The sequence below is a fragment of the Bradyrhizobium hipponense genome, from assembly GCF_008123965.1.
GTDB lineage: Bacteria > Pseudomonadota > Alphaproteobacteria > Rhizobiales > Xanthobacteraceae > Bradyrhizobium > Bradyrhizobium hipponense.
This window is the reverse complement of record NZ_VSTH01000143.1, coordinates 1-21,503: the sequence shown is the minus strand read 5'-3', so window position 1 is coordinate 21,503 and position 21,503 is coordinate 1. Positions and strand designations below refer to the sequence as shown.

Here is a 21,503-nt window from a genome sequence, read left to right as displayed (position 1 = left end):
TTCCGGCGCAGCACCGGGAGGCTGAATGCGACACAACCGGAAATAATGGCCGTCAGCACCTCGTACATACGAGGAATGGGCCGGCCGTGCAAGGGACCGTCGCAAGCCGGTCACAGTCAGCGAGTTTCGCATCTCCGTCATTAAGGATCGATTAACCCTGTGGTTCTATTGCGTTAAAAGGGCTGCTCGGAGGCACGGAATCGGTGGCGGGCCGCGCAAGTCAAAGGGTTCTGCTGGGGTGTGCACTGCTGTGCGCCGCAGCCTTGCCATGTGCCGATTCCTCGCGCCTCAGCGCGGCCGAGAGTCAGTCGCAACCCACTGTTGCCGCAACGAATTTTCCGATCGCCTCGGCCGCCCGGCTGGCCGGCGACGGCAAGCAGACCCGCTTCATTCTCGACCTCGATCAGACCGTCAGCTTCCGCGCAGCAACGCTCGCCGATCCGTACCGCGTGGTGGTCGATGTGCCCCAGCTCAATTTTCAGCTGCCCTCGGGCACGGGAACCGGCGGGCGAGGGCTGGTAAAGGCGTTCCGCTATGGGCTCGTGATGCCCGGCGGCTCGCGAATCGTGTTTGATCTGGCGGGACCAGCCAAGATCGCCAATTCCTACGTGCTGGAGGCGGCCAACGGTCAGCCGGCCCGACTCGTGCTGGAGCTGGAGGAGGTCGACCGTGCCGCCTTCATGCAATTGCTGGCCCCGGAAAACCGCCCCGAGCTGCGGCCTGCGATTGGCGAGGCGCCGCCCGCCGCGGTTTCGACCGCCGCAGCGCCGGAAGCTGCGCAGCAGAAGGCCGATGGCCGCGCCGTGGTCGTGATCGACCCCGGCCATGGCGGCATCGACAATGGCACGCAGTCGAGCGGCGAAAGCGAGAAGAATCTAGTGCTGGCCTTTGGCCGTGCGCTGCGCGACCGGCTGGAGAAGACCGGCAAATACCGCGTAGTGATGACGCGGGACGATGACACCTTCATCCCCCTCAACGATCGGGTCAAAGTTGCCCGCAGCCTGAAGGCCGCGCTGTTCGTCTCGATCCACGCCGACGCGCTGCCGCGCGCCGAGGGCGACGCGCAGGGCGCCACGATCTACACGCTGTCCGACAAGGCCTCGGACGCCGAGGCCGAACGGCTCGCCGACGCGGAAAACCGGGCGGATGCGATCGCCGGCTTTAACCTCACCGAGGAGCCGACCGATGTCGCCGACATCCTGATCGACCTCACGCAGCGGGAAACCCGTAACTTTTCAAACCGTTTCGCCCGTCTGTTGATGGGCGAAATGAAGTCGACGGTGCGGATGCACAAACATCCCCTGAAGTCGGCCGGTTTCCGGGTGCTGAAGGCGCCCGACGTGCCGTCGGTGCTGGTCGAGATCGGTTATGTCTCCAATAAGGGAGATCTCGAGCATCTGGTCTCCGAGGGCTGGCGGTCCCGCGCCGTGACCTCGATGGCGCAGGCGATCGACGGGTTTCTGGCCAAGCGGATGGCCACAGCCGGGTCTTCGAATTGAAAGGGTTTTCCGGTCCTGCCGTCAAAGCCCTAGTTTGGCCACAGCGGGCGCTTTATAAAAACGCCGCAGGGGGTTCCGGAATCGACGAGAATCCCGTTCGGCGAGCGTCTTCAGGTCCGGCACTGATGTGATTGAGTAGGCTGGTGAATTCGCGACGTGAGGTGGGCGCCTGTTTTGGGCGTCTTGAGCTGATCTTGGACTGATCTCGGCTGATCCAGGAATTGAACGGATAAACAGATAATGCGCTTGCTGGTGCGGTTCATGGGCTTCCTGTTCGCCGCGGGAACGGTGTTGTTCCTTGTTGGTGTCGGTGCCGTGGCAGGCCTGATCTGGCATTTCTCCAAGGATTTGCCGGACTACTCTCAGCTTCAGGATTACGAGCCGCCGGTGATGACCCGCGTGCACGCGGTCGACGGCTCGCTGCTTGGCGAATACGCCAAGGAGCGGCGGCTGTACCTGCCGATCCAGGCGGTGCCGAAGCTCGTGATCAACGCCTTCCTCGCGGCCGAGGACAAGAATTTCTACGAGCATGGCGGCATCGACTACACCGGCATGGCGCGCGCCGGCCTGGTTTACATCCAGAACTACGGCTCGAACCGGCGTCCGCAGGGCGCTTCCACGATCACGCAGCAGGTCGCCAAGAACTTCCTCCTAACCAACGAGGTCTCCTTCGCCCGCAAGATCAAGGAAGCCTTGCTGGCGATGCGGATCGAGAAGACCTATTCGAAGGACAAGATCCTGGAGCTGTACCTGAACGAAATCTACCTCGGCCTCGGTGCCTACGGCATCGCAGCTGCTTCGCTGGTTTATTTCGACAAATCGGTGAACGAGCTCACGGTTGCCGAAGCCGCCTATCTCGCCGCGCTGCCGAAGATGCCGGCAACCCTGCATCCGGTGCGTAACCGCGACCGCGCCATCGAGCGCCGCAACTACGTGGTCGACCGCCTCCAGGAGAACGGCTGGATCAAGCAGGCCGACGCCGAGAAGGCGCGCAAGGAACAGCTGGCCGTCACCAACCGCGCCAACGGCGCCCACACCTTCGCCGGCGAATATTTCGCCGAGGAAGTCCGCCGCGACATCTTCGAGCGCTATGGCGAGAAGAAGCTCTATGAGGGCGGCCTGTCGGTGCGCACCACGCTGGATCCGAAGATCCAGGTTATGGCGCGCAAGGCCATGGTCACGGGCCTCGTGAACTATGACGAGCAGCAGGGCTATCGCGGCGCGATGAGCAAGCTCGATATTTCGGGCGACTGGGGCGTGAAGCTCGCCGAGATCAAGTCGCTGTCCGACATCTCGCCATGGCGCATGGCGGTGGTGCTGGAGACCAGCGACCAGTCGGCGCGGATCGGCTTCCAGCCGAGCCGCGAACTCGGCGGCGCTATCAGCAAGCAACGCGAAACTGGCCTGATCACGCTCGACGGCATCAAATGGGCGAAGGCGGCCGCAGGGCCTGCCAAGGGCAGGGCGGCGAGCGCAGTGTCGCAGGTGCTGCAGCCCGGCGACGTGATCTATGCCGATCCGCTCTATAAGGACGGCAACCCCATCGAGGGCCAGTATCGTCTGCGCCAGATCCCCGAAGTGTCCGGCGCGATGGTGGTGATGGATCCCTGGACCGGCCGCGTGCTCGCCATGGTAGGCGGATTCTCGTTCGACCAGAGCCAGTTCAACCGCGCCACCCAGGCCTATCGGCAGCCCGGCTCGTCGTTCAAGCCGATCGTCTATTCGGCGGCGCTCGACAACGGCTACACGCCCTCGACAGTGGTGCTCGATGCGCCGATCGAAATCGATCAGGGCCAGGGCGCCGGCGTGTGGCGGCCGGAAAACTTCTCCTCGGGCAAGTTCCAGGGGCCGGTGACGCTGCGCAACGCGCTGCGCCAGTCGCTCAACACCGTGACTGTGCGCCTCGCGCAGGATATCGGCATGCCTCTGATCGGCGAATATGCCCGCCGCTTCGGCGTCTATGACGAGCTGCCAAACTATCTCTCTTACGCTTTGGGCGCCGGCGAGACGACTGCGATGCGCATGGTCACGGCTTACTCGATGCTCGCCAATGGCGGGCGCCGCGTGAAGCCGACGCTGATCGACCGCATCCAGGACCGCTACGGCCGCACCATCTTCAAGCACGACCAGCGCGAATGCCGCGGCTGCGACGCCCCGGGCGGTTGGAAGAGTCAGACCGAACCGCAGCTGATCGACCGCCGTGAGCAGGTGCTGGATTCCATGACCGCCTATCAGATCACCGAGCTGATGGAAGGCGTCGTTCAGGCCGGCACCGCCACCGTGGTCAAGGAGGTCGGCAAGCCGATCGCCGGCAAGACCGGCACCACCAACGAGGCCAAGGACGCCTGGTTCGTCGGCTTCTCGCCGGACGTCGCGGTCGCGATCTACATGGGCTACGACAAGCCGCGTCCGCTCGGCAAAGGCAACGCCGCGACCGGTGGCCATCTGGCCGCGCCGATCGCGCGCGACTTCCTCAAGCTCGCGCTCGCCGACAAGCAGGCGGTCCCGTTCAAGGTGCCCGCCGGCATCAAGCTGGTTCGGGTCGTGGCCAAGACCGGTATGCGCGCCGGCCCCGGCGAGACTGGCGGAACCATTCTCGAAGCCTTCAAGCCGGGCACGGCGCCGCCGGACAACTACTCGGTCATCGGTGTTGCCGACGCCGACGGGCGCGCGTCGCAGCAACAGCAGCCGCCAGATTCGGGCTTCTTCATGCGTCCGGGCACCGGCGGGCTGTACTAGCGAATAACCCCGGCGTTTGGGTGGCGGGCGGTTGCGCTTTGCAGCCGCCGCCGCTACATCGGCGTTGCACTTAGACGCGGGAACAATTCCGCGAGACCAGAGAACGATATGCGCGCCGAAATCGAACGGTTGGTAGAAGAGATCAAGCAGTCAGTCGGGCTGCTGAGGAGGCATCTTTGACGTCGAGAAATCGACGGCGCGCCTCGCTGAGCTGAACAAGCTCGCAGAAGATCCCAACCTCTGGAACGATCCCCAGAAGGCCCAGAAGCTGATGCAGGAGCGAACCTCGCTGGAGGATTCGCTCTCGGGCATCGGCAAAGTCGAGCAGGAGCTCGAGGACGACATCGGCATGATCGAGCTCGGCGAAGCCGAAGGCGATGCAGGCGTCGTGGCCGAGGCCGAAGCCGCACTGAAAGTCCTTAAGAAGGAAGTGGCAAGGCGCGAGCTCGAGGCGCTGTTGTCGGGCGAGGCCGATAGTTTCGATTCCTATCTCGAAGTCCATGCCGGCGCCGGCGGCACCGAGAGCCAGGACTGGGCGCAGATGCTGCTCCGCATGTACACGCGCTGGGCCGAGACCCATGGCTTCAAAGTCGAGGTCATGGAGGAGTCCGACGGCGAAGAGGCCGGCATCAAGTCCGCAACCATCCAGGTCTCCGGCCGCAACGCCTATGGCTGGCTCAAGACCGAGGCCGGCGTGCATCGCCTGGTGCGGATCTCGCCGTTCGATTCCAACGCGCGGCGGCACACCTCGTTCTCGTCGGTCGCCGTGTTTCCGGTCATCGACGACAGCATCAAGATCGACATCAAGGAATCCGACGTCCGCACCGACACCATGCGCTCGGGCGGCGCCGGCGGCCAGCACGTCAACAAAACCGAGTCGGCGGTGCGGCTGACGCATATCCCGACTGGCGTCGCGGTGGTCTGCCAGGCCGGCCGCTCCCAGCACAAGAACCGGGCGCAGGCCTGGGACATGCTGCGCGCGCGGCTCTACCAGATGGAGCTGAAGAGGCGTGAGGAGAAAGCCGCCGCCGACCAGGCCGCCAAGACCGATATCGGCTGGGGCCACCAGATCCGCTCCTATGTGCTCCAGCCCTACCAGATGGTGAAGGACCTGCGCACGGGCGTGCAGACCTCGGACACATCGGGCGTGCTTAACGGCGAGCTCGATGATTTCATGGCCGCGACGCTGGCGCAGCGCGCGTTCGGCACCGCCACCGGCGAGATCGAGGACGTGGACTAGCATGACTCGCGTCGCCTTCATCGGGCTTGGACGGATGGGCCATGGCATGGCCGGCCGCTATCTCGATGCCGGCTTCACGGTAACGCTGTGGAATCGCAGCAAGGCCAAAGCGGAAGACCTGATCGCGCGCGGCGCGCTTTGGGCGACCTCGCCGGAGGACGCCGCGATCGATGCCGACGCCGTGGTGACCATGGTCGCGGATGACGAGGCTTCGCGCACCGTCTGGCTCGGCCTCAAGGGCGCGGCCAAGACGGCAAAGGCCGGCACCATCGCGATCGAATGCTCCACAGTTTCTTATGATCATGCGCGCGAGATGGGTCGCGAGCTCAACGCGCGCGGCCTCATCTACATCGACTGCCCGGTGATGGGATTGCCGGATGCGGCCGCTAGCGGAAAGCTGACGCTGCTGGCTGGCGCTGACGCGGCCGATCTCGAGCGCGCGCGGCCCTATCTCGAACCGATCGGCTCGACCATCCGCCATTTCGGCGCGGTCGGCTCCGGCACGGTCTACAAGCTCATCAACAATCTGATGGGCGCGATCCAGATCGCCGGTCTCGCCGAAGGGCTCGCGATCGCCGAGCAGGCCGGCCTCGACATGAACCTGGTGCTGGAGTCGATTCTGTCAGGCGTTGCCGCCAGCCCCCAGGTGCAGCGTCACTCCAGGCGTATGGTGGCAAGGGATTTCACCGGCGCGACATTCACGGCCGCGCTGCGGCACAAGGATGCCGCCTACGCCGTGAAGCTCGCGGAGAGCCTGCTGGCCGACAAGCCGCTCGTCTCGAGTGCTGCGGTCGAGGCCTACGATCGCGCCAGGGCCACGATGCCTGACGACGACGAAGGCAAGATGATCGAGCTGGTGTCGCAGCCAAAGAAGCCTTCCTAGCGGGCGCGGCGATGTCGGGCGGTGTTGTCGTCCGAGTGTGAGACCCCGAAAGACTCATCGGAAACGGGTGGCCTTTCCTGCCGAACTTTCCTAGGCGGTAGGTCTGACCGGACTTTGGACGCGATGCCCCACAACGACAACCGGATCGACGCGCGAGACTGGTCGCTGCTCGTGGTGCTCTCGATCCTCTGGGGCGGCTCGTTCTTCTTCAACGGCGCGGGCTTACGGGAATTGCCGCCGCTGACGCTGGTGTTTCTGCGCGTCGCGCTTGGCGCGGCCATTCTGCTGCCGCTGCTCCGTATCCGGGGCATCAGCTTTCCCAAGGGCCTGATCGGCTGGAGACCATTCTTCACGATTGGATTGCTCAACAATGTGATTCCGTTCTCGCTGATCGCGATCGGCCAGACTTTTATCCCGAGCGGATTGGCGTCGATCCTGAATGCCACCACGCCACTGTTCACGGTGATCGTGATGGCGGCCGCGGGAGAGGAGACGTTGCAGATGCGGCGCCTGGCCGGCGTGGCGTTGGGGCTGGTTGGCGTGATCATTCTGAGAGGATGGGGCGTGGAGGCAAGTACGGGGCAGGGGCTCGGCATTCTGCTCTGTCTCGGCGGGGCGCTTAGCTATGGCTTTGCAGCGCTGGCGGCGCGGCGATTGCTGAAGGGCGCAGCCCCATTGGGCACGGCAACGTTTCAACTGATGGCCTCGACACTCATGATGGCGATCGTCGCCGCTGCGATGGAACAGCCATGGCACTTGGCGATGCCCGGCCCGACGACCTGGCTCGCGGTGCTCGGCCTTGCCGGCCTGTCGACCGCACTCGCCTACATCGTGTTCTTTCAGATCCTGCAGCGCTCGGGCGCGACCAATGTCATGCTGGTGACGCTCCTCATTCCCGTCACCGCCATTCTACTGGGTTGGCTGGTGCTCGGTGAGCCGATCTCGATGTGCGAGATCGCAGGCGCAATCGTCATCGGCAGCGCCTTGCTCGTGATCGACGGGCGCGCGCTGCGGCTGTCGCGGCGCGTGGCATAGGTTCGAATTCGGGCAACTGGTGCAACAAGCAAGGTTCGAGTCGCGGCACTACCCCGCGCTCAGGCGCACGCCGGCGCGCAGGAACTTCTGCGGATCGACCGCTTCGCCGTCGATGCGGGTCTCATAGTGCAGATGCGGGCCGGTCGAACGCCCGGTCGAACCGACGAGACCGACCACCTGGCCGATCTTCACGATCTCGCCGACCTTGACGTTGATCTCGGAGAGATGGCCGTAGCGGGTGGCAAGTCCATTGCCGTGGTCGACCTCGATCATGCGGCCGTAGCCGCCGGACCAGCCGGCCGACACCACCTTGCCGTTGGCTGTGACGCGAACGGGATCGCCGGTGGCCGCACGGAAGTCGAGGCCGGTATGCATTGCCGGCCGCCCGAGGAAGGGGTCGCTGCGTACGCCGAAGCCCGAGGTGAACTCGACCTCGCCGATGACGGGCTTGCGATAGGGCACCAGCGCGAGCGTACGGTTGAGCCGGTCCATCTCGGCGCGGGTGACGTTGATGCGAGAGAGCTGTTTCTCGAACGGTCCAGAACTGGCAGTCAGTTTGACCGGTACGAACGGGCCGCCCATAGCCGTGCGCGGCACGGCGGATTCGAGGTTGGCTAGGTTGAGGCCGAGATCGCTGACGACGCCACGCATTCGGCGCATGCGAGAATCCATGCCTTCCTCAACGGCGCTAAGCGCCGCCATCTGGCGCCGCTCGACCTGATCAAGCGCGGTTTGGAGCCGGACCAGGACGTTGTCGAAACCCTGGTTCTTGGCGAATTGATTGACCGGTAGGGCCGCGACGGCCGGAGCTCGCGATTCAAGGCGCGCTTCGCGATCGGGCGGAGCTACGAAGATCACAGTGTCGCTGATCGGCGACGGCTTTGGCGTACCCAGCGTCGTGCTCTGGCTCGCATCGCCGCGCTGCGGCGCCGAACGGGGGATGGATCCGGTCACGTCGGGCATGGCGCCAAGCGCCGTGGCCCGGGACTCCAGCGCCGTCTGGCGCTTCATGATCTGATCGAGCTTCTGGTCGAATTGCTCCTGGTCGAGCAGCTGCCGGCTGGTGGTGCGGTCGACCTTGGCGCGCAGCTCCGCGATGCGATCCTCATAGGCGTATTGCATCTCGGCCTGGCGGGCGATCAGCCGGGTCAGGACGTCGTCGCGGAAGGCGAAATAGGTGGCGGTCGCCGCCGACCAGAGCCCGAGCAGCACCACAGTGCCGACCACGATCCAGAACACCACGGGTCCGAAGCGGACCTGCTTGCCGGCATGGACGATGGTGTAGGCGTCGTCGGTCGCGGGAAGGGGTGCAGCGACGGCTACCGCAGTGGCGGCAGGACGCCGGTGGAAGGCCCGTCCGTGATCGTGGGAATGATGTTGGGGGTACTGCGAATATTGGGCAGGACTTTTCGACATCGGCACTCCCGCGCCGGTCGGATGAGTCCGTACGGCCTTAATTGCCGCAGCAATCTGGGCCGGTCATGGTTAATTTTCCGGAAATGGGAACACTCAAACTTAAAGAGCTGGTTAAAGACTTCTTGCCGCCGCCAGCACCTCGTCGGCGTGGCCGTCGACGCGAACGTTGCGCCAGACCTTGGCCACCTTGCCGTCGGCGCCGACCAGCACCGTGGTGCGAAGAATCCCGACGAAGGTCTTCCCATACATGGATTTTTCGCCCCAGGCGCCGTACGCCTCCAGCATCTCATGTGTCTCATCCGAGATCAGGGGGATACCGAGACTATGCTTGTCGCGGAACTTCTCCTGCGCCTTTAACGGATCCGCGGAGATGCCGAGCACGGCAGTACCGGCGGCGGCGAAAGCGTCCGCCAGCCGCGTGAAGTCGATGGCTTCCCTGGTGCAGCCGGGCGTGTCGGCGCGGGGATAAAAGAACAGTACGACCTTCCGGCCGGCATAATCCGCCAGCGTGACCACGTCGCCGCCGTCGCGGCGCAGGCGGAAGGCCGGAGCCTTGCGGCCCTCGGCCAGGGCGGATTTCGACGCCGCGGGCGAGGAGGCCGATTCGGAAGAATTTAACTGTTTCGATGCGGCCTTATGCGATGCTGCTTTTGCCATTGTCCTGGTTGATTTGCTTGCCGGCATCCGCTGTGTTTTCGCGGACTTTGTTTGAGTCGATGCCCGCGTTGTCGGGGCCTTCTTTCTAGTTGTCGGACTGCCGGAGGGCGTTTTGAACGATTTCTTTCGGGATTTCTTGGACATACGCCTTCCTTTCGTCGCTTTCGGCGGGTCAACCAAAGCGGTATTGCAGCTCTCGTCCGGTCAGCCGGATTCAGGCCCTTGGCTGGGCAAGTCTGGCGACGCCGGAGTATGGTTACAAGGATTTCCACGCAACACCCCACTGCTCGTTGAACGCGCTGCCGGGGCGAAATGACCAACAGCAGGAACATTCGAGGTATGGCGGCAATGCCGGGCCGGGGAGCATCGATCCCCGCCGACGGCTGCGGTCCCGGCGGCGCTCAATCCTATGACGGGCGCCTGTATCGAGAGGCAATGGCAAGGAATACGTCGCCCCAGGATCATAATCGCGATTTCGATCGGCGCGGGGGCGGACAAGAGCCGCCGGAATGGGAAGCCGACTGGGATGCGGATCAGGAAGCGGCGGCGGGCCATCGGGCGCGCCGGCTCTTGTCCCGTTCCAATTCGGGCATCCATCGCTTCGGTGACGGCTTTGGATCGTTTCGGCGGTGGCTCGCGGCTGACCGCTGGCTCAAACGCCTGGTTGTCGTCATCAGTGCCCTCGTTGTCATCTTTGTCGGCTGTTTCGGGGCGCTGTGGTGGCGGCTTGGTGCCGGTCCCATCAACCTCGACATCGCGACGCCCTGGCTGGCAGCGGCGATCGAGGACAATATCGGCCACGGCAACACCGTCGAGGTCGGCGGCACCCAGATCGAACGTGCCGGGCGGATCCGGATCGCCGTGCGCATCCGCGACATCATCGTCCGTGACCACGATCATGCCATTGTCGCCAGCGCGCCGAAGGCGGAGGTGAAGCTGTCGGGTGCGGGGCTCCTGATGGGTCACCTGCGCGCCGAAAGTCTCAATCTCGTCGATGCCGAGCTTGCGATTCGGATCGCGCCCGACGGGACCGTCACGGTCTCGGCCGGCGACACTGCAAAGCCGCTCGCGACCGGCGTCGCGTCCAAGAAGGACGCGGGCCTGCCACCGACATTCCCGCGTAATGGGGTTCCGCCGCCGCCTTTCGCGACCGCGCCTGCGAGCCCGGACGCATCCCAAGCCGCCCCACAGACCGCCGCGCAGAGCGGAATCCTTCAAGGCCTCGACTGGCTCGACAGTTTGAGCATGACCGGCCTCGATGGCCAGAACCTCAACGAGATCGGTCTGAAGAACGGCAATCTGATCGTCGACGATCAGCAGCGCGGCGGCAAATGGACGTTCGAGAACATCAGCCTCAGCCTGCGCCGGCCGAGCCGCGGCGGCGTGACCCTCAGCCTCGGCGAAGAGGGGGCGCATCCGTGGTCGCTGCGCGCCACGATCGGTCCCACCGAGAACGGCGTGCGCTCGGTCGACATCCGCGCCGACAAGGTCTCGACGTCCAACATTCTCCTGGCCTTGCGGGTGAAAGACCTCACCTACACGGCCGACCTGCCTCTGACGGGCGAGCTCAAGGGCGAGCTCGGCCGTGATGGCGTGCCGACCTTCTTCCGCGGCAAGATCGCGGTCGGCTCCGGCAACATCATCGACACCGACACGCCCGACTATCCGATGGCGATCGACTCGGCCGAGATCAATGTCGAATGGGATTCGAGCCGGCGTGTGCTGATTGCCCCCTTTAAGATCCTCTCGGGTGCCAACCGGGTCACGCTGCTCGCGCATCTCGAACCGCCGAACGGCAACATCAACGATTGGCAGCTCGGCTTCAGCGGCGGCTCCATCCTCCTCGGCGGCATCGACAACGAGCCGCCGCTCGTCTTCAACCGCATCGCAATCGGCTTCCGCTTCGACACCGACCACAAGCGGCTGCTGCTGACGCAGGCCGATATATCCAATGGTGAGATCGGCGTCGCCGGCACCGGCGCGATCGACTATTCCGGCGAGCCGCGGCTGACGCTGGGCTTTGCGGGAACGCCGATGTCGGCCTCCGCACTGAAGCGGATGTGGCCGACGCTCGTCGTTCCCGAGCTGCGCGAATGGGTGATCGAGCGGATCGAGCGCGGCACGCTCCAGCGCATCGAGATCGGCGTCAATTCGCCGACGAAGAACCTGCCGCGCAAGGGCCCGCCCATTCCCGACGACGGCCTGTCGGTCAACATCGTGGCGAGTGGCGTCGCGGTCCGTCCCGTCGACGGGATGCCGGTGGTGCACGACGCCGATTTGAAGGCCCATGTGACCGGGCGTACCGCGACCGTGAATATCGGGCAGGGCATTGCCGATACGCCCGCGGGCCGCAAGATCACGATCTCCGATTTCATCTTCGAGGTGCCCGACATGGCGCCAAAACCCTCGCCGTCGCGGAGCAAATTCCGCGCTGACGGACCGGTCGCGGCGGCGGCCGAGATTCTGTCCAATGATCGCCTGAGCGACCTGTCGGCGACCTTCGTCGATCCCAACACCAGCAAGGGGACGTTCTCGGCGAACATCCAGCTCGGCCTGCCGGTCAAGGGCGAACTGACCAAGGCCGACACCAGCTACACCGTCAGCGCGGACCTCAACGGCTTTGCCGCCGACAAGCTGGTGATGAACCAGAAGCTGGAAGCCAACACCCTCAAGATCGTCGCCAACAACCAGGGCTATCAGGTCAAGGGCGACGTCAAGATCAACGGGCAGGCGGCCGCGCTCGATTATCGCAAGCCGACCGAGGGCGACGCGGATGTCAGATTGCAGGCGACGCTGGACGATGCTAGCCGCGCGCGCCTCGGGTTCGATCTGAGCCCTGCCGTCAGCGGCTCGTTGCCGATCAAGCTATCGGGCAAGATCGCCGGCGGCGCCGACCAGACCACCAAACTCGGCGTCGAGGCCGACCTGACCTCGGTCAAGCTCGACAATATCCTTCCCGGCTGGGTCAAGCTGCCGGGTAAATCGGGCAAGGCCAGCTTCAAGGTGGTGCCGACGGCGCAGTCGACGCGCTTCGAGGATATCGTCATCGAAGGCGGCGGCGCCTCGATCAAGGGCTCGCTGGAGGTCGACCCGAATGGCGACCTCGTGAACGCAAACTTCCCGACCTACTCGCCGTCCGACGGCGACAAGGCGTCGTTGAAAGTGGAGCGTGGCACCGACGGCGTGGTGCGCGGCACCATGCGCGGCGACGTGTTCGACGGCCGCGGTTTCCTGAAGTCCGCGATCTCAGGCAATTCCAAGGACGACGGCAAGAGCAAGCTGAAGAACGTCGATTTCGACATCGACGTGAAGCTCGGCGCAGTCGCCGGCTTCAACGGCGAAGCGATGCGCAGCGTCGAAGCCAAGATGTCGAAGCGCAACGGCGCCATCAAGGCCTTCACACTGAGCGGCAAGATCGGCGGCAACACGCCGGTGCCGGTGGCGGCCGACTTGCGCGGCGGCCGCGCACAGGGCGCCCGCGAAGTGATCTATCTCCAGACCAATGATGCCGGCGCGCTGCTGCGCTTCACCGACACCACCAACAAGGTCTTTGGCGGCCAGCTGGTGGTGGCGATGGAGCCGCCGACGTCAGAGCCTGTGTCCAGGGAAGGCTTGATCAATGTGCGCGACTTCACGGTGAAGGGAATGGATCAGCTCGATCGCGTTGCGGCGGGCGGTCCCAACGGCGCGCAGAGTGGCGTGTCCTTCACGGCGCTGCGCGCCGAGTTCACGCGGCAGAACGGCGCGCTCACGATCCGCGACGGCGTCATCAAGGGACCGATGATCGGCGGCACCATCGAGGGCTCGATCGATTATCCCGGCAACCAGGTGTGCATGAGCGGTACCTTCGTGCCGATGTATGGCGTCAACAACATCTTCGGCCAGATCCCGCTGTTCGGCATCTTCCTCGGCGGTGGCAACAATGAGGGATTGATCGGCGTGACCTATGAGGTCGTCGGCACGCCCGCCGCGCCGGTGATGCGCGTCAACCCGATCTCGGCGATGGCGCCGGGCCTGTTCCGAAAGATCTTCGAGTTCAACACCGGCAAGCAGAACTCGCCGTTCGAAGAATTCCCCTCGCAGTCGAGCGACGGCTCGACCGGCACGACGCGGCAGCTGTCGAGCGGTTGCACTCTTGCGCGGCGATAGCGCGTAGCTGCTTCTGGCCCGAGGCAAGTTTGAAAGTACAGATGGCTGGCGGTTTGCTTGCGGCCATCCTTCGAGACGCGCGCGAAGGGCGCGCTCCTCAGGATGAGGCCTTGTGCCGCGGCGGAAATCTTAGATCCTCATGGTGAGGAGCCCGCCTTAAGCGGGCGTCTCGAACCATGAAGGCCGAGTCGTCGCGGAGCCTACGCCGCGCGCACGCCGGCGAGGAAGGTGCCGACTTCACCGGAGAGCTGCTCGGCCTGCTTGGAGAGGTTCGAGGCTGCCGCGAGCACCATGCCGGCGGCGTTGCCGGTCTCGTTCGCCGCGGTACTGACGACGCCGATATTGGTGGTGACTTCCCTGGTTGCTTCGGCGGTCTGGGAGACGCTGCGGGCGATCTCGGCGGTGGCGGCGCCTTGCTCCTCGATTGCGGCGCCGATCGAAGTGGCGATCCGGCTGACCTCCTCAATGGTGGCGGTGATGCCGCCGATGGCATCGACCGCTTCCTTGGTCGCACCCTGGATTTGGGCGATCTTGTCGCCGATCTCGCGGGTGGCTTCCGCGGTCTGGCTGGCGAGCGACTTCACCTCGGAGGCGACCACGGCAAAGCCGCGGCCGGCTTCGCCGGCGCGCGCTGCCTCGATGGTGGCGTTGAGCGCAAGCAAATTGGTCTGCGCCGCGATGTTCGAGATCAGCTCGGCGACATGCTCGATCTGCTGGGCGCCGTCAGACAGCGCGCGCACGATGGTGTCGGTGCGGCGTGCACTGTCCACCGCGCGGCCCGTGACTTCGGCCGACTGCGCCACCTGGCGGCTGATCTCGGTGATGGAGGAGGAGAGCTCCTCGGCGGCGGCCGCAACGGTCTGGACCCGCTGGCTGGCCTCGGTGGCGGCCGAGCCGACCACGGCGGCGCGGCGGTTGGTGCCCTCGGCGGTCGACGACATCGACTTGGCGGTGGTCTCCAGCTCGCCCGAGCCCGAGGCCATCAGGCCGACGAGCTGGCCGACGGAGGCATCGAAGCGGTCGGCCAGCGCGATCAGGGCGTCGCGCTTGTCCTGCTCGCTGCGTGTCTTGATCGCGACCTGCTCAGTCTCCAGGTTACGCGCGGTCAAAGCGGTCTGCCGCAGCACTTCGAGCGTCTCGGCCATGCGGCCGATCTCGTCGCCGCGGCCGGTTTCCTCGACCGGCTTGTCGATGGCGCCTTCGGAAATCTCCTGCATGCGGTTCTTCTGGCGGTCGAGCGCGCCGAGCACGTCGCGGGCGATCAGCCAGGAGAGGGTGGCCATCAGCAGCATCAGGCCGATGCCGATCGCACCGAGCTCCAGCGTCAAGGCTCGCACGTCGGTGTCGATGTCGTCGACATAGAGGCCGTAGCTGATCGTCGCGTTCCAGGGCGCGAATCTACGCGCGAAAACGGTCTTGCGGACCGGCTCGGTCTGGCCGGGACGGGGATAGAGATAGGAGGTTACGCCGCCCTGCGGGGCTTGGTTGCCGGCCCTTATGATCGCATCGGCAATGAGGATGCCGTTGGAGTCCTTCGCACCCGTGGTCTTGCCTTCGAGCTGCTGGTTGGCGGCGTTGATCAGGATCGAGGTATCGGCGTTGTAGACCACGGGATAGCCTTGGCCGCCGTTGAAGCTCATGCGGCGGCCACGCAGATGGAACTGGGTCTTGGCTTCAGTCTGGGTCAGCTTGCCGGCGCCAACGTCCTCTTCAAGCGATTGGGCGAGGTTGTAGAGCATATCGACCGCGGTCCGCATCTGCTCGGCGCGGTCCTCCAGCATGCGGCTCTTGCTGAGAACGGACGACACCCCGATGATGGCGGTCACCGTAAGTGCCGCGAGACAGACCATGCTGGCGAGCTTGGTACGGATCTTCAGGTGACTCAGCAGCTGCATCACGGCCTCGACGGAATGGTTGTTATTACCCGCGTCGGTAGCATGAAGTTCTTACCAATCATGAATGGACGCATGCGGCGTGCTGCCGCGCGTGCAGGCGAAAGGCCGTGTGCCGGCCTGCGCCCGCTCATGCATCGGAGCAGAATGATCTTGGATTTTTGCGGCTACCCAGCCTGGCCGGAGCGGCAATGAATCGATTCGTTCATCGCATCATTATGTCCGTGCTGCTCGTCGCAGTGTTGGCCATCATCTGGAATGTGCTGGGGACGCGTTGAGCCGGCACCGGCAAACTCGCCGGTGCCATCTCACGACTCGCGGGTTAATCGCCGGTGCGTCAGCGCCGTGCGTAGGCGTCGCCCGCCGCATCACTTTCCTTGCGCGTCAGCGCGTCGACGCTGACCGAGCCGCCGCCGGCCGCCGAGAGATAGAGGCAGGCGAAGCAGAACAGGATCGCGGCGGTGCCGCCATTGAGCAGCGGCAGCAATACCGGCGAGCCGCTCTTGAACATGTGGCCCATGAAGTAGGCGAAGGCCATTTCGCCCGACAGGATGAAAGCCGAGAGCCGGGTGAACAGGCCGAGCATGAGGGCCGCGCCAAGCACCAGCTCAAGCGTGCCGGCCGCGTAGATCAGCGGCGGGATGTCGGCGAAGTAGGGGAGCGCCGGAAACTTGAACAGCTTGGCCACGCCGTACTGGAACAGCAAAAGGCCGGTGACGAAGCGAAACAGGCTCAGGAGAACCGGTTCGTAGCGAGAGAGAAAGGTAGCGTTCATTGGTTTGTGCCTCCATCCAATGCAGCGACTTGGACCGCATTCGGTTCCACCTCGCAAGCCGCTCAAGCTCAATTCAGACTGACATTTTCGTCATGTCAGACAAAACACCGCAGGCTGGGATTTCAGTCCAACGGAATCGCATTTTTCGCGTGTGTTCCGCGTCGGCTCAGTTGGTATTTTTCCGGTAACGCGTATGCGTGCAGGTTACCTCTGGGATACCTACCGCCGCAATGCAGGCACGATCAGGAACGGGATCATCCCGAGCACCACGCTCGCAAATGCGAAAACGAGCAGCGCGTTGTAGCCATGGGTCGCATCGTGGATCAGGCCACCACTCCAGGAGCCGAACGCCGAGCCAAGTCCGCTGCCGATCGAGATGGTGCCGTAGATGGTCCCGACGCGCTTGCCCCCAAAGATCTTCATCGCGGTCGCCGTGATCAGCGGGCCGCGTGAGCCCATCATGCTGCCGAAGCAGACGACGAAACCGGTGAGCAGGACGAGGTTGGCGGAGTATTGCAACAGCCAAAGCAGGAAGATGCCGAGGATCGAAATCGCGTAGCTCAGCAGCACGGACGGCCGGCGCCCGATCAGGCCGTCAAGCGCGGAGACGCCGAGCATGCCGAACACCAGCACCACGCCGGAAAAGCCCCAGGCCGTTGCGGCCTGGAGCGGCGGGAAGCCGGCGTCGATCAGATAGGCCACGATCTGCGCGGCGATCGCATACATGCCGACGGCGGTGAAGAAGAAGGTCGAGAACAGCGCCCAGAAGGCGTGATGGCGCATCGCGCTTGGAAGCGTCCAGCCATGATCGACGAAATCCGGATCGGTCTTCTTCGCGACATACGGCGAGCCCGAGGCGAACAGCCGCCATGGCAGGAGCATCAGCGGCACCAGCAGGCCGAGCGTGGCGAGGCCGAACAGCTGGTAGGTCTCGCGCCAGCCGAGATGATCGATCAGGAGCTGCGAGGCCGGCAGCAGCGCCAGCACGCCGCCGCCCATCGCCGAATAGACCACCGCCATCGCGGTCGGCAGCCGCGGTCCGAACCAGCGGCCGAGCAGGATCGAGTTCGGCACGTTGCCGATGAAGGCGACGCCGATGCCGACGCACAATCCGATCGAGAGTTGAAATTGCCAGAGCGACTGCGCGCGGCCGGCAATCAGGAAGGCCGAGCCGAGCAGCAGGAGGCCGAGCGCGTAGACGATGAGCGGACCGGAATGATCGAACAGGCGTCCGACCAGCGGCGCGGTCAGTCCGCTGACGAGCCATGTCAGCGAATAGATCGAGACGATTTGGGCGCGATCCCAGCCGAAATTTTCCGAGATCGGTTTCAGGAAGACGGTGAAGCTCTCGCTGAGGCCGCGGCCGAGCACGGCCAGCGTGAAGCAGAGCGCGAGCACCACGAGCGCGGTGCGCACCGCTCCTTGCGGCGTCGCAGCTACGGGTTCCTCGCGCGCGGTTTCCTTGCTCGTTCCCCTGGGCGTGTTCTGGTTCATTGCCGATCAGGGAGCGCGCTTCGGCGCACCCTGACAAGCAGCGAAAATCTCATACGCCTATGCAGGCTTGATCAGGACGTGCTTCTTCTTGCCGAACGACAGCTTGATCACGCCTTCCGGCGTGAGGCTTGCCGGGGTCAGGGTCATCTTCTCGTCGGCGACGGAGTCGTCGTTGACGCGCAGGCCGCCGCCTTTGATCTGGCGTCGCGCCTCGCCGTTTGAGGCGACGAGGCCCGCTCTTACGAAGGCGTTGAGCACGCCGACGCCGGCGTCCAGCTCGCCCCGCGGAATTTCGACTGTCGGCAGGCTCTCGGCGAGGGAGCCTTCCTCGAACGTGCGGCGCGCGGTTTCGGCCGCTTCATTGGCGGCGTCGCGGCCGTGCAGCAGCGCGGTCGCCTCGGTGGCGAGGACCTTCTTGGCCTCATTGATCTCCGAGCCCGCGAGGGCCTCGAGCTTCCTGATCTCGCTCATCGGCAGTGTCGTGAACAGTTTCAGGAATTTGCCGACGTCGGCATCCTCGGTGTTGCGCCAGTACTGCCAGAAATCATACGGCGAGAACTGGTCGGCGTTGAGCCAGACCGCGCCCTGCGCGGTCTTGCCCATCTTGGCGCCGGACGCGGTCGTGAGCAGTGGCGTCGTCAGCGCGAACAGCTGGTGGGTGCCCATGCGGCGGCCGAGATCGACACCCATGATGATGTTGCCCCACTGGTCCGAGCCGCCCATCTGCAACTGGCAGCCGGTGCGCCTCGCAAGCTCGACGAAGTCGTAGGCCTGGCAGACCATGTAGTTGAACTCGATGAAGCTCATCTCCTGCTCGCGCTCGAGCCGCAGCCGCACGGAATCCATGGTGAGCATGCGGTTCACCGAGAAGTGGCGGCCGACGTCACGCAGCATCTCGATATAGTTGAGCTTGGTCAGCCATTCGGCATTGTCGAGCATGATGGCGTCGCTCTTGCCATCGCCGTAGCGCAGCACCTTGGTGAACACGCCGCGGATCGAGGCCTTGTTCGCCTCGATCTCAGCGACGGTGCGGATCGCGCGTGTCTCGTCCTTGCCGGAGGGATCGCCGACCATGGTGGTGCCGCCGCCCATCAGCGTGATCGGCTTGTTGCCGGACTGCTGGAGCCAGTGCAGCAGCATCATGGTCAGATAGTTGCCGATATGCAGCGAGGGTGCGGTGCAATCGTAGCCGACATAGGCGGTCGCCTCGCCCTTGGCGGCAAGCGCGTCCAGCGCCTCGAAATCGGAGCACTGGTGGATGAATCCACGTTCCTGCAAGGTATTGAGGAAATCCGATTTGAATGCAGTCATTTGTCGGCCAGCCTGACAATTCTTGGTTTACTGTTTTGGGGGCAATTTAAGGGTCTTACATCGGAACCTGATTGCAGCCCGCCACTTGGCGCTGTGGCATTATAAGATGTTCCCCCCTGGCACAAGATCGGCATGCCAGAGCGGGTCTATTGAGGATGCTGACCCAAGATGATGTTAACGGCACTCGGTTTGATGAGCGGCACTTCGCTTGACGGGGTGGACGTCGCGCTGATCGAAACCGACGGAAAACAGGTGAAGGCGTTCGGGCCGACCGGCTATCGGCCCTACACCCCGGCCGAGCGCAATCTGCTGCGCCAGGCGCTCAGCGAGGCCGTGCACCTGCCGCAGCGTGATGCCCGGCCAGGGGTCTTGGCCGAGGCCGAGCGCGCGGTGACGCTGGCGCATGCCGAGGCGGTGGCCGCGTTCGTCGCTCAGCACCGGATGAAGCCGGAGGACATCGACATCGTCGGCTTCCACGGCCAGACCGTGCTGCACCGCCCCGAGCGGCGGCTGACCGTGCAGATCGGCGATGCGCCGGCGCTTGCGAAGGTGATCCATATTCCCGTGATGCACGATTTCCGCGCGGCCGACGTCGAGGCCGGTGGCCAGGGCGCGCCGCTCGTGCCGGTCTACCACCGGGCGCTGGCCCATTCGCTGGAGCGCGAAGGGCCGATCGTGGTGGTCAATATCGGCGGCGTCTCCAACATCACCTATATCGACGGCAACGACACGCTGATCGCCTGCGATACCGGGCCCGGCAACGCGCTGCTCGACGATTTCATGTACCGCACCATGAGCCAGGCATTCGATGCGGAAGGAAAATTCGCCGCGCTCGGCAAGGTCGACGAGGCCTGGATTGCGCGGGCGCTGGAGCTGCCGTTCTTCGCAGCGCCGCCGCCGAAATCGCTCGACCGCAACGATTTTGCCGCGCTCAGGCTTGGCGAGGTGCCGCCGGCCGACGGCGCCGCGACGCTGACCGCGTTCACCGCAGCCGCGATCGCCCGCATCATCCCGCTGCTGCCGCGGCGGCCGCGAAGCTGGATCGTCTGCGGCGGCGGTGCGCGCAACCTGACCATGCTGCGCATGCTGCGTGAGCGAGTGGGATCGGCGACGGTTGAAGCCGCCGAAGCGCTCGGCTGGGCCTCCGATGCGATCGAGGCGCAGGCCTTCGGCTTCCTCGCCGCCCGCGGCCTGAAAGGGCTGCCGCTGTCTTATCCAGCCACCACGGGCGTGCCGATGCCGATGACCGGTGGGGTGATGGCGCGGCCCTGAGGTCACAGGCGGTTGATGCAGATGCATGCATCTTGACGAGTTAATGCATTTGCATCTATATTGATGCCATTGCATCCAACCGCCGGGATCGTTGCCATGACTGCCTCGCTCAAACTGATCAGCCACAAGCTCTGCCCATACGTCCAGCGCGCGGTGATCGCGCTTAACGAGAAGGGCGTGCCGTTCGAACGGATCGACATCGATCTGGCCAACAGGCCTGATTGGTTCCTGAAGCTTTCGCCGCTCGGCAAGGTGCCGGTGCTGGTGGTGACGACCGCCAAGGGCGAGGTCGCATTGTTCGAGAGCAATGTGATTTGCGAGTACATCGAGGAGACGCAAGGGGGCGCCGCGCTGCATCCGGTGGACGCGCTGACGCGCGCCGAGCATCGTGCGTGGATGGAGTTCGGCTCGGCGACCCTCGGTGACCTCTGGGGGCTGGAGACCACAACCGATCCGGCGACCTTTGAGAGCAAGCGCCAGGCCCTGGCGGCGAAATTCGCGCGCGTCGAGGCCGCGCTAGGCGCGGGCCCCTACTTTGCCGGTGATGCGTTCAGTCTGGTCGACGCGGTGTTCGCCCCGATCTTCCGCTATTTCGATGTTTTCGACGAGGTGACCGAACTCGGCATCTTCAGCGACTTGCCGAAGATACGCGCCTGGCGGGCCGAGCTGGCGAAGCGTCCGAGCGTTCGGACGGCCGTCGGCGCGGACTATCCGCAATTGCTGCGCGCTTTCCTCGTTCGCCACGACGCGCATCTGCTCAAGCTCGCCGCCTGAGCGTACGCGGATGTCGCCGTCCGTAGCCTGGCTCATGCTGGTTGTCGCCGGAGCCCTCGATGTGGGCTGGGCGATCTCGATGAAGTATGCGGAAGGCTACACGCGCATCGGGTGGAGCCTTGCTTCGCTGGTGCTGCTCGCGGCCTTCGTCTTCCTCCTCGGGCGCGCCTTGAAGGTGCTCGAGGTCGGCGTCGCCTATTCGGTCTGGACCGGCATCGGCGCCGCCGGCACGTTCGTGATGGGCGTCGTGCTGTTCGGCGAGGCGCTGAGCGCGATGAAGGTCGCGGGAATAGTGCTGGTGCTGATGGGGATCGCGGCGCTCAAGCTGGCCTAAAGCCGAGCTCTAGTTTCGTAGATCCTATGGGTG

15 protein-coding genes are annotated in these 21,503 nt (G+C 64.7%); 9 read left to right on the top strand and 6 right to left on the bottom strand.

The window, feature by feature from the left end:
• The first annotated feature begins 203 nt into the window (after window positions 1-203).
• The 5 genes from FXV83_RS34390 to FXV83_RS34370 all read left to right on the top strand — a co-directional run bounded on the left by FXV83_RS34390 (window position 204) and on the right by FXV83_RS34370 (window position 7,396).
• Window positions 204-1,499 (top strand): N-acetylmuramoyl-L-alanine amidase, encoded by a 1,296-nt coding sequence (locus FXV83_RS34390; protein ID WP_148743997.1) that lies wholly within the window; start codon window positions 204-206, stop codon window positions 1,497-1,499.
• Between the two features lie 240 nt (window positions 1,500-1,739).
• Window positions 1,740-4,238, top strand: coding sequence for a penicillin-binding protein 1A (locus tag FXV83_RS34385; RefSeq protein ID WP_148743996.1), 2,499 nt, complete (start codon window positions 1,740-1,742; stop codon window positions 4,236-4,238).
• 108 nt (window positions 4,239-4,346) lie between these two features.
• A protein-coding gene (gene prfB, locus FXV83_RS34380; RefSeq protein ID WP_148743995.1) for a peptide chain release factor 2 occupies window positions 4,347-5,478 on the top strand; the annotation gives its coding sequence in 2 pieces (ribosomal slippage) (window positions 4,347-4,415 and window positions 4,417-5,478; 1,131 coding nt in all).
• Between the two features lies 1 nt (window position 5,479).
• Window positions 5,480-6,361 (top strand): NAD(P)-dependent oxidoreductase, encoded by an 882-nt coding sequence (locus FXV83_RS34375; protein ID WP_148743994.1) that lies wholly within the window; start codon window positions 5,480-5,482, stop codon window positions 6,359-6,361.
• A 123-nt stretch (window positions 6,362-6,484) separates the two neighbouring features.
• Entirely contained in the window at window positions 6,485-7,396 is a 912-nt protein-coding gene (locus FXV83_RS34370; RefSeq protein ID WP_148743993.1) for a DMT family transporter, read from the top strand.
• A 48-nt stretch (window positions 7,397-7,444) separates the two neighbouring features.
• Here the strand turns inward: FXV83_RS34370 and FXV83_RS34365 are convergent, their stop codons facing one another.
• Together FXV83_RS34365 and FXV83_RS34360 are read right to left on the bottom strand one after the other, a co-directional pair.
• Window positions 7,445-8,812, bottom strand: a complete 1,368-nt coding sequence (locus FXV83_RS34365) for a M23 family metallopeptidase (RefSeq protein ID WP_187436365.1) — start codon at window positions 8,810-8,812, stop codon at window positions 7,445-7,447.
• Between the two features lie 111 nt (window positions 8,813-8,923).
• Window positions 8,924-9,613, bottom strand: coding sequence for a peroxiredoxin (locus FXV83_RS34360; protein ID WP_148743991.1), 690 nt, complete (start codon window positions 9,611-9,613; stop codon window positions 8,924-8,926).
• Between the two features lie 204 nt (window positions 9,614-9,817).
• Here FXV83_RS34360 and FXV83_RS34355 point away from each other — a divergent pair, with 204 nt between their 5' ends.
• Window positions 9,818-13,618, top strand: a complete 3,801-nt coding sequence (locus FXV83_RS34355; protein ID WP_187436368.1) for a YhdP family protein — start codon at window positions 9,818-9,820, stop codon at window positions 13,616-13,618.
• Window positions 13,619-13,818: 200 nt separating this feature from the next.
• Here FXV83_RS34355 and FXV83_RS34350 read toward each other — a convergent pair whose 3' ends face one another.
• The 4 genes from FXV83_RS34350 to tyrS form a co-directional block, all read right to left on the bottom strand.
• Window positions 13,819-15,513, bottom strand: a complete 1,695-nt coding sequence (locus FXV83_RS34350; RefSeq protein ID WP_148743989.1) for a methyl-accepting chemotaxis protein — start codon at window positions 15,511-15,513, stop codon at window positions 13,819-13,821.
• Between the two features lie 334 nt (window positions 15,514-15,847).
• Window positions 15,848-16,285 (bottom strand): DoxX family protein, encoded by a 438-nt coding sequence (locus FXV83_RS34345; RefSeq protein WP_148743988.1) that lies wholly within the window; start codon window positions 16,283-16,285, stop codon window positions 15,848-15,850.
• Between the two features lie 219 nt (window positions 16,286-16,504).
• Entirely contained in the window at window positions 16,505-17,779 is a 1,275-nt protein-coding gene (locus FXV83_RS34340) for an MFS transporter (protein ID WP_148743987.1), read from the bottom strand.
• Window positions 17,780-17,836: 57 nt separating this feature from the next.
• Window positions 17,837-19,090, bottom strand: a complete 1,254-nt coding sequence (gene tyrS, locus FXV83_RS34335) for a tyrosine--tRNA ligase (protein ID WP_148743986.1) — start codon at window positions 19,088-19,090, stop codon at window positions 17,837-17,839.
• Between the two features lie 168 nt (window positions 19,091-19,258).
• Between tyrS and FXV83_RS34330 the strand changes: the two genes are divergently transcribed.
• The 3 genes from FXV83_RS34330 to FXV83_RS34320 all read left to right on the top strand — a co-directional run bounded on the left by FXV83_RS34330 (window position 19,259) and on the right by FXV83_RS34320 (window position 21,470).
• On the top strand, window positions 19,259-20,362 hold the full coding sequence (locus tag FXV83_RS34330; protein ID WP_148743985.1) for an anhydro-N-acetylmuramic acid kinase: 1,104 nt from the start codon (window positions 19,259-19,261) through the stop codon (window positions 20,360-20,362).
• 96 nt (window positions 20,363-20,458) lie between these two features.
• Window positions 20,459-21,136, top strand: coding sequence for a glutathione S-transferase family protein (locus FXV83_RS34325; RefSeq protein ID WP_148743984.1), 678 nt, complete (start codon window positions 20,459-20,461; stop codon window positions 21,134-21,136).
• A 10-nt stretch (window positions 21,137-21,146) separates the two neighbouring features.
• Complete coding sequence (locus tag FXV83_RS34320; RefSeq protein ID WP_148743983.1) at window positions 21,147-21,470, top strand: DMT family transporter; 324 nt, start codon at window positions 21,147-21,149, stop codon at window positions 21,468-21,470.
• Window positions 21,471-21,503 lie beyond the last annotated feature (33 nt).

Coding starts and splice junctions, on each gene's coding strand:
- FXV83_RS34340 (WP_148743987.1), bottom strand. CDS start 17,779: ATGAACCAGAACACGCCCAGGGGAACGAGCAAGGAAACCGCGCGCGAG.
- tyrS (WP_148743986.1), bottom strand. CDS start 19,090: ATGACTGCATTCAAATCGGATTTCCTCAATACCTTGCAGGAACGTGGA.
- FXV83_RS34325 (WP_148743984.1), top strand. CDS start 20,459: ATGACTGCCTCGCTCAAACTGATCAGCCACAAGCTCTGCCCATACGTC.
- FXV83_RS34365 (WP_187436365.1), bottom strand. CDS start 8,812: ATGTCGAAAAGTCCTGCCCAATATTCGCAGTACCCCCAACATCATTCC.
- FXV83_RS34355 (WP_187436368.1), top strand. CDS start 9,818: ATGCCGGGCCGGGGAGCATCGATCCCCGCCGACGGCTGCGGTCCCGGC.
- FXV83_RS34320 (WP_148743983.1), top strand. CDS start 21,147: ATGTCGCCGTCCGTAGCCTGGCTCATGCTGGTTGTCGCCGGAGCCCTC.
- FXV83_RS34375 (WP_148743994.1), top strand. CDS start 5,480: ATGACTCGCGTCGCCTTCATCGGGCTTGGACGGATGGGCCATGGCATG.
- FXV83_RS34370 (WP_148743993.1), top strand. CDS start 6,485: ATGCCCCACAACGACAACCGGATCGACGCGCGAGACTGGTCGCTGCTC.
- FXV83_RS34350 (WP_148743989.1), bottom strand. CDS start 15,513: ATGCAGCTGCTGAGTCACCTGAAGATCCGTACCAAGCTCGCCAGCATG.
- FXV83_RS34345 (WP_148743988.1), bottom strand. CDS start 16,285: ATGAACGCTACCTTTCTCTCTCGCTACGAACCGGTTCTCCTGAGCCTG.
- FXV83_RS34360 (WP_148743991.1), bottom strand. CDS start 9,613: ATGTCCAAGAAATCCCGAAAGAAATCGTTCAAAACGCCCTCCGGCAGT.
- FXV83_RS34330 (WP_148743985.1), top strand. CDS start 19,259: ATGATGTTAACGGCACTCGGTTTGATGAGCGGCACTTCGCTTGACGGG.
- FXV83_RS34385 (WP_148743996.1), top strand. CDS start 1,740: ATGCGCTTGCTGGTGCGGTTCATGGGCTTCCTGTTCGCCGCGGGAACG.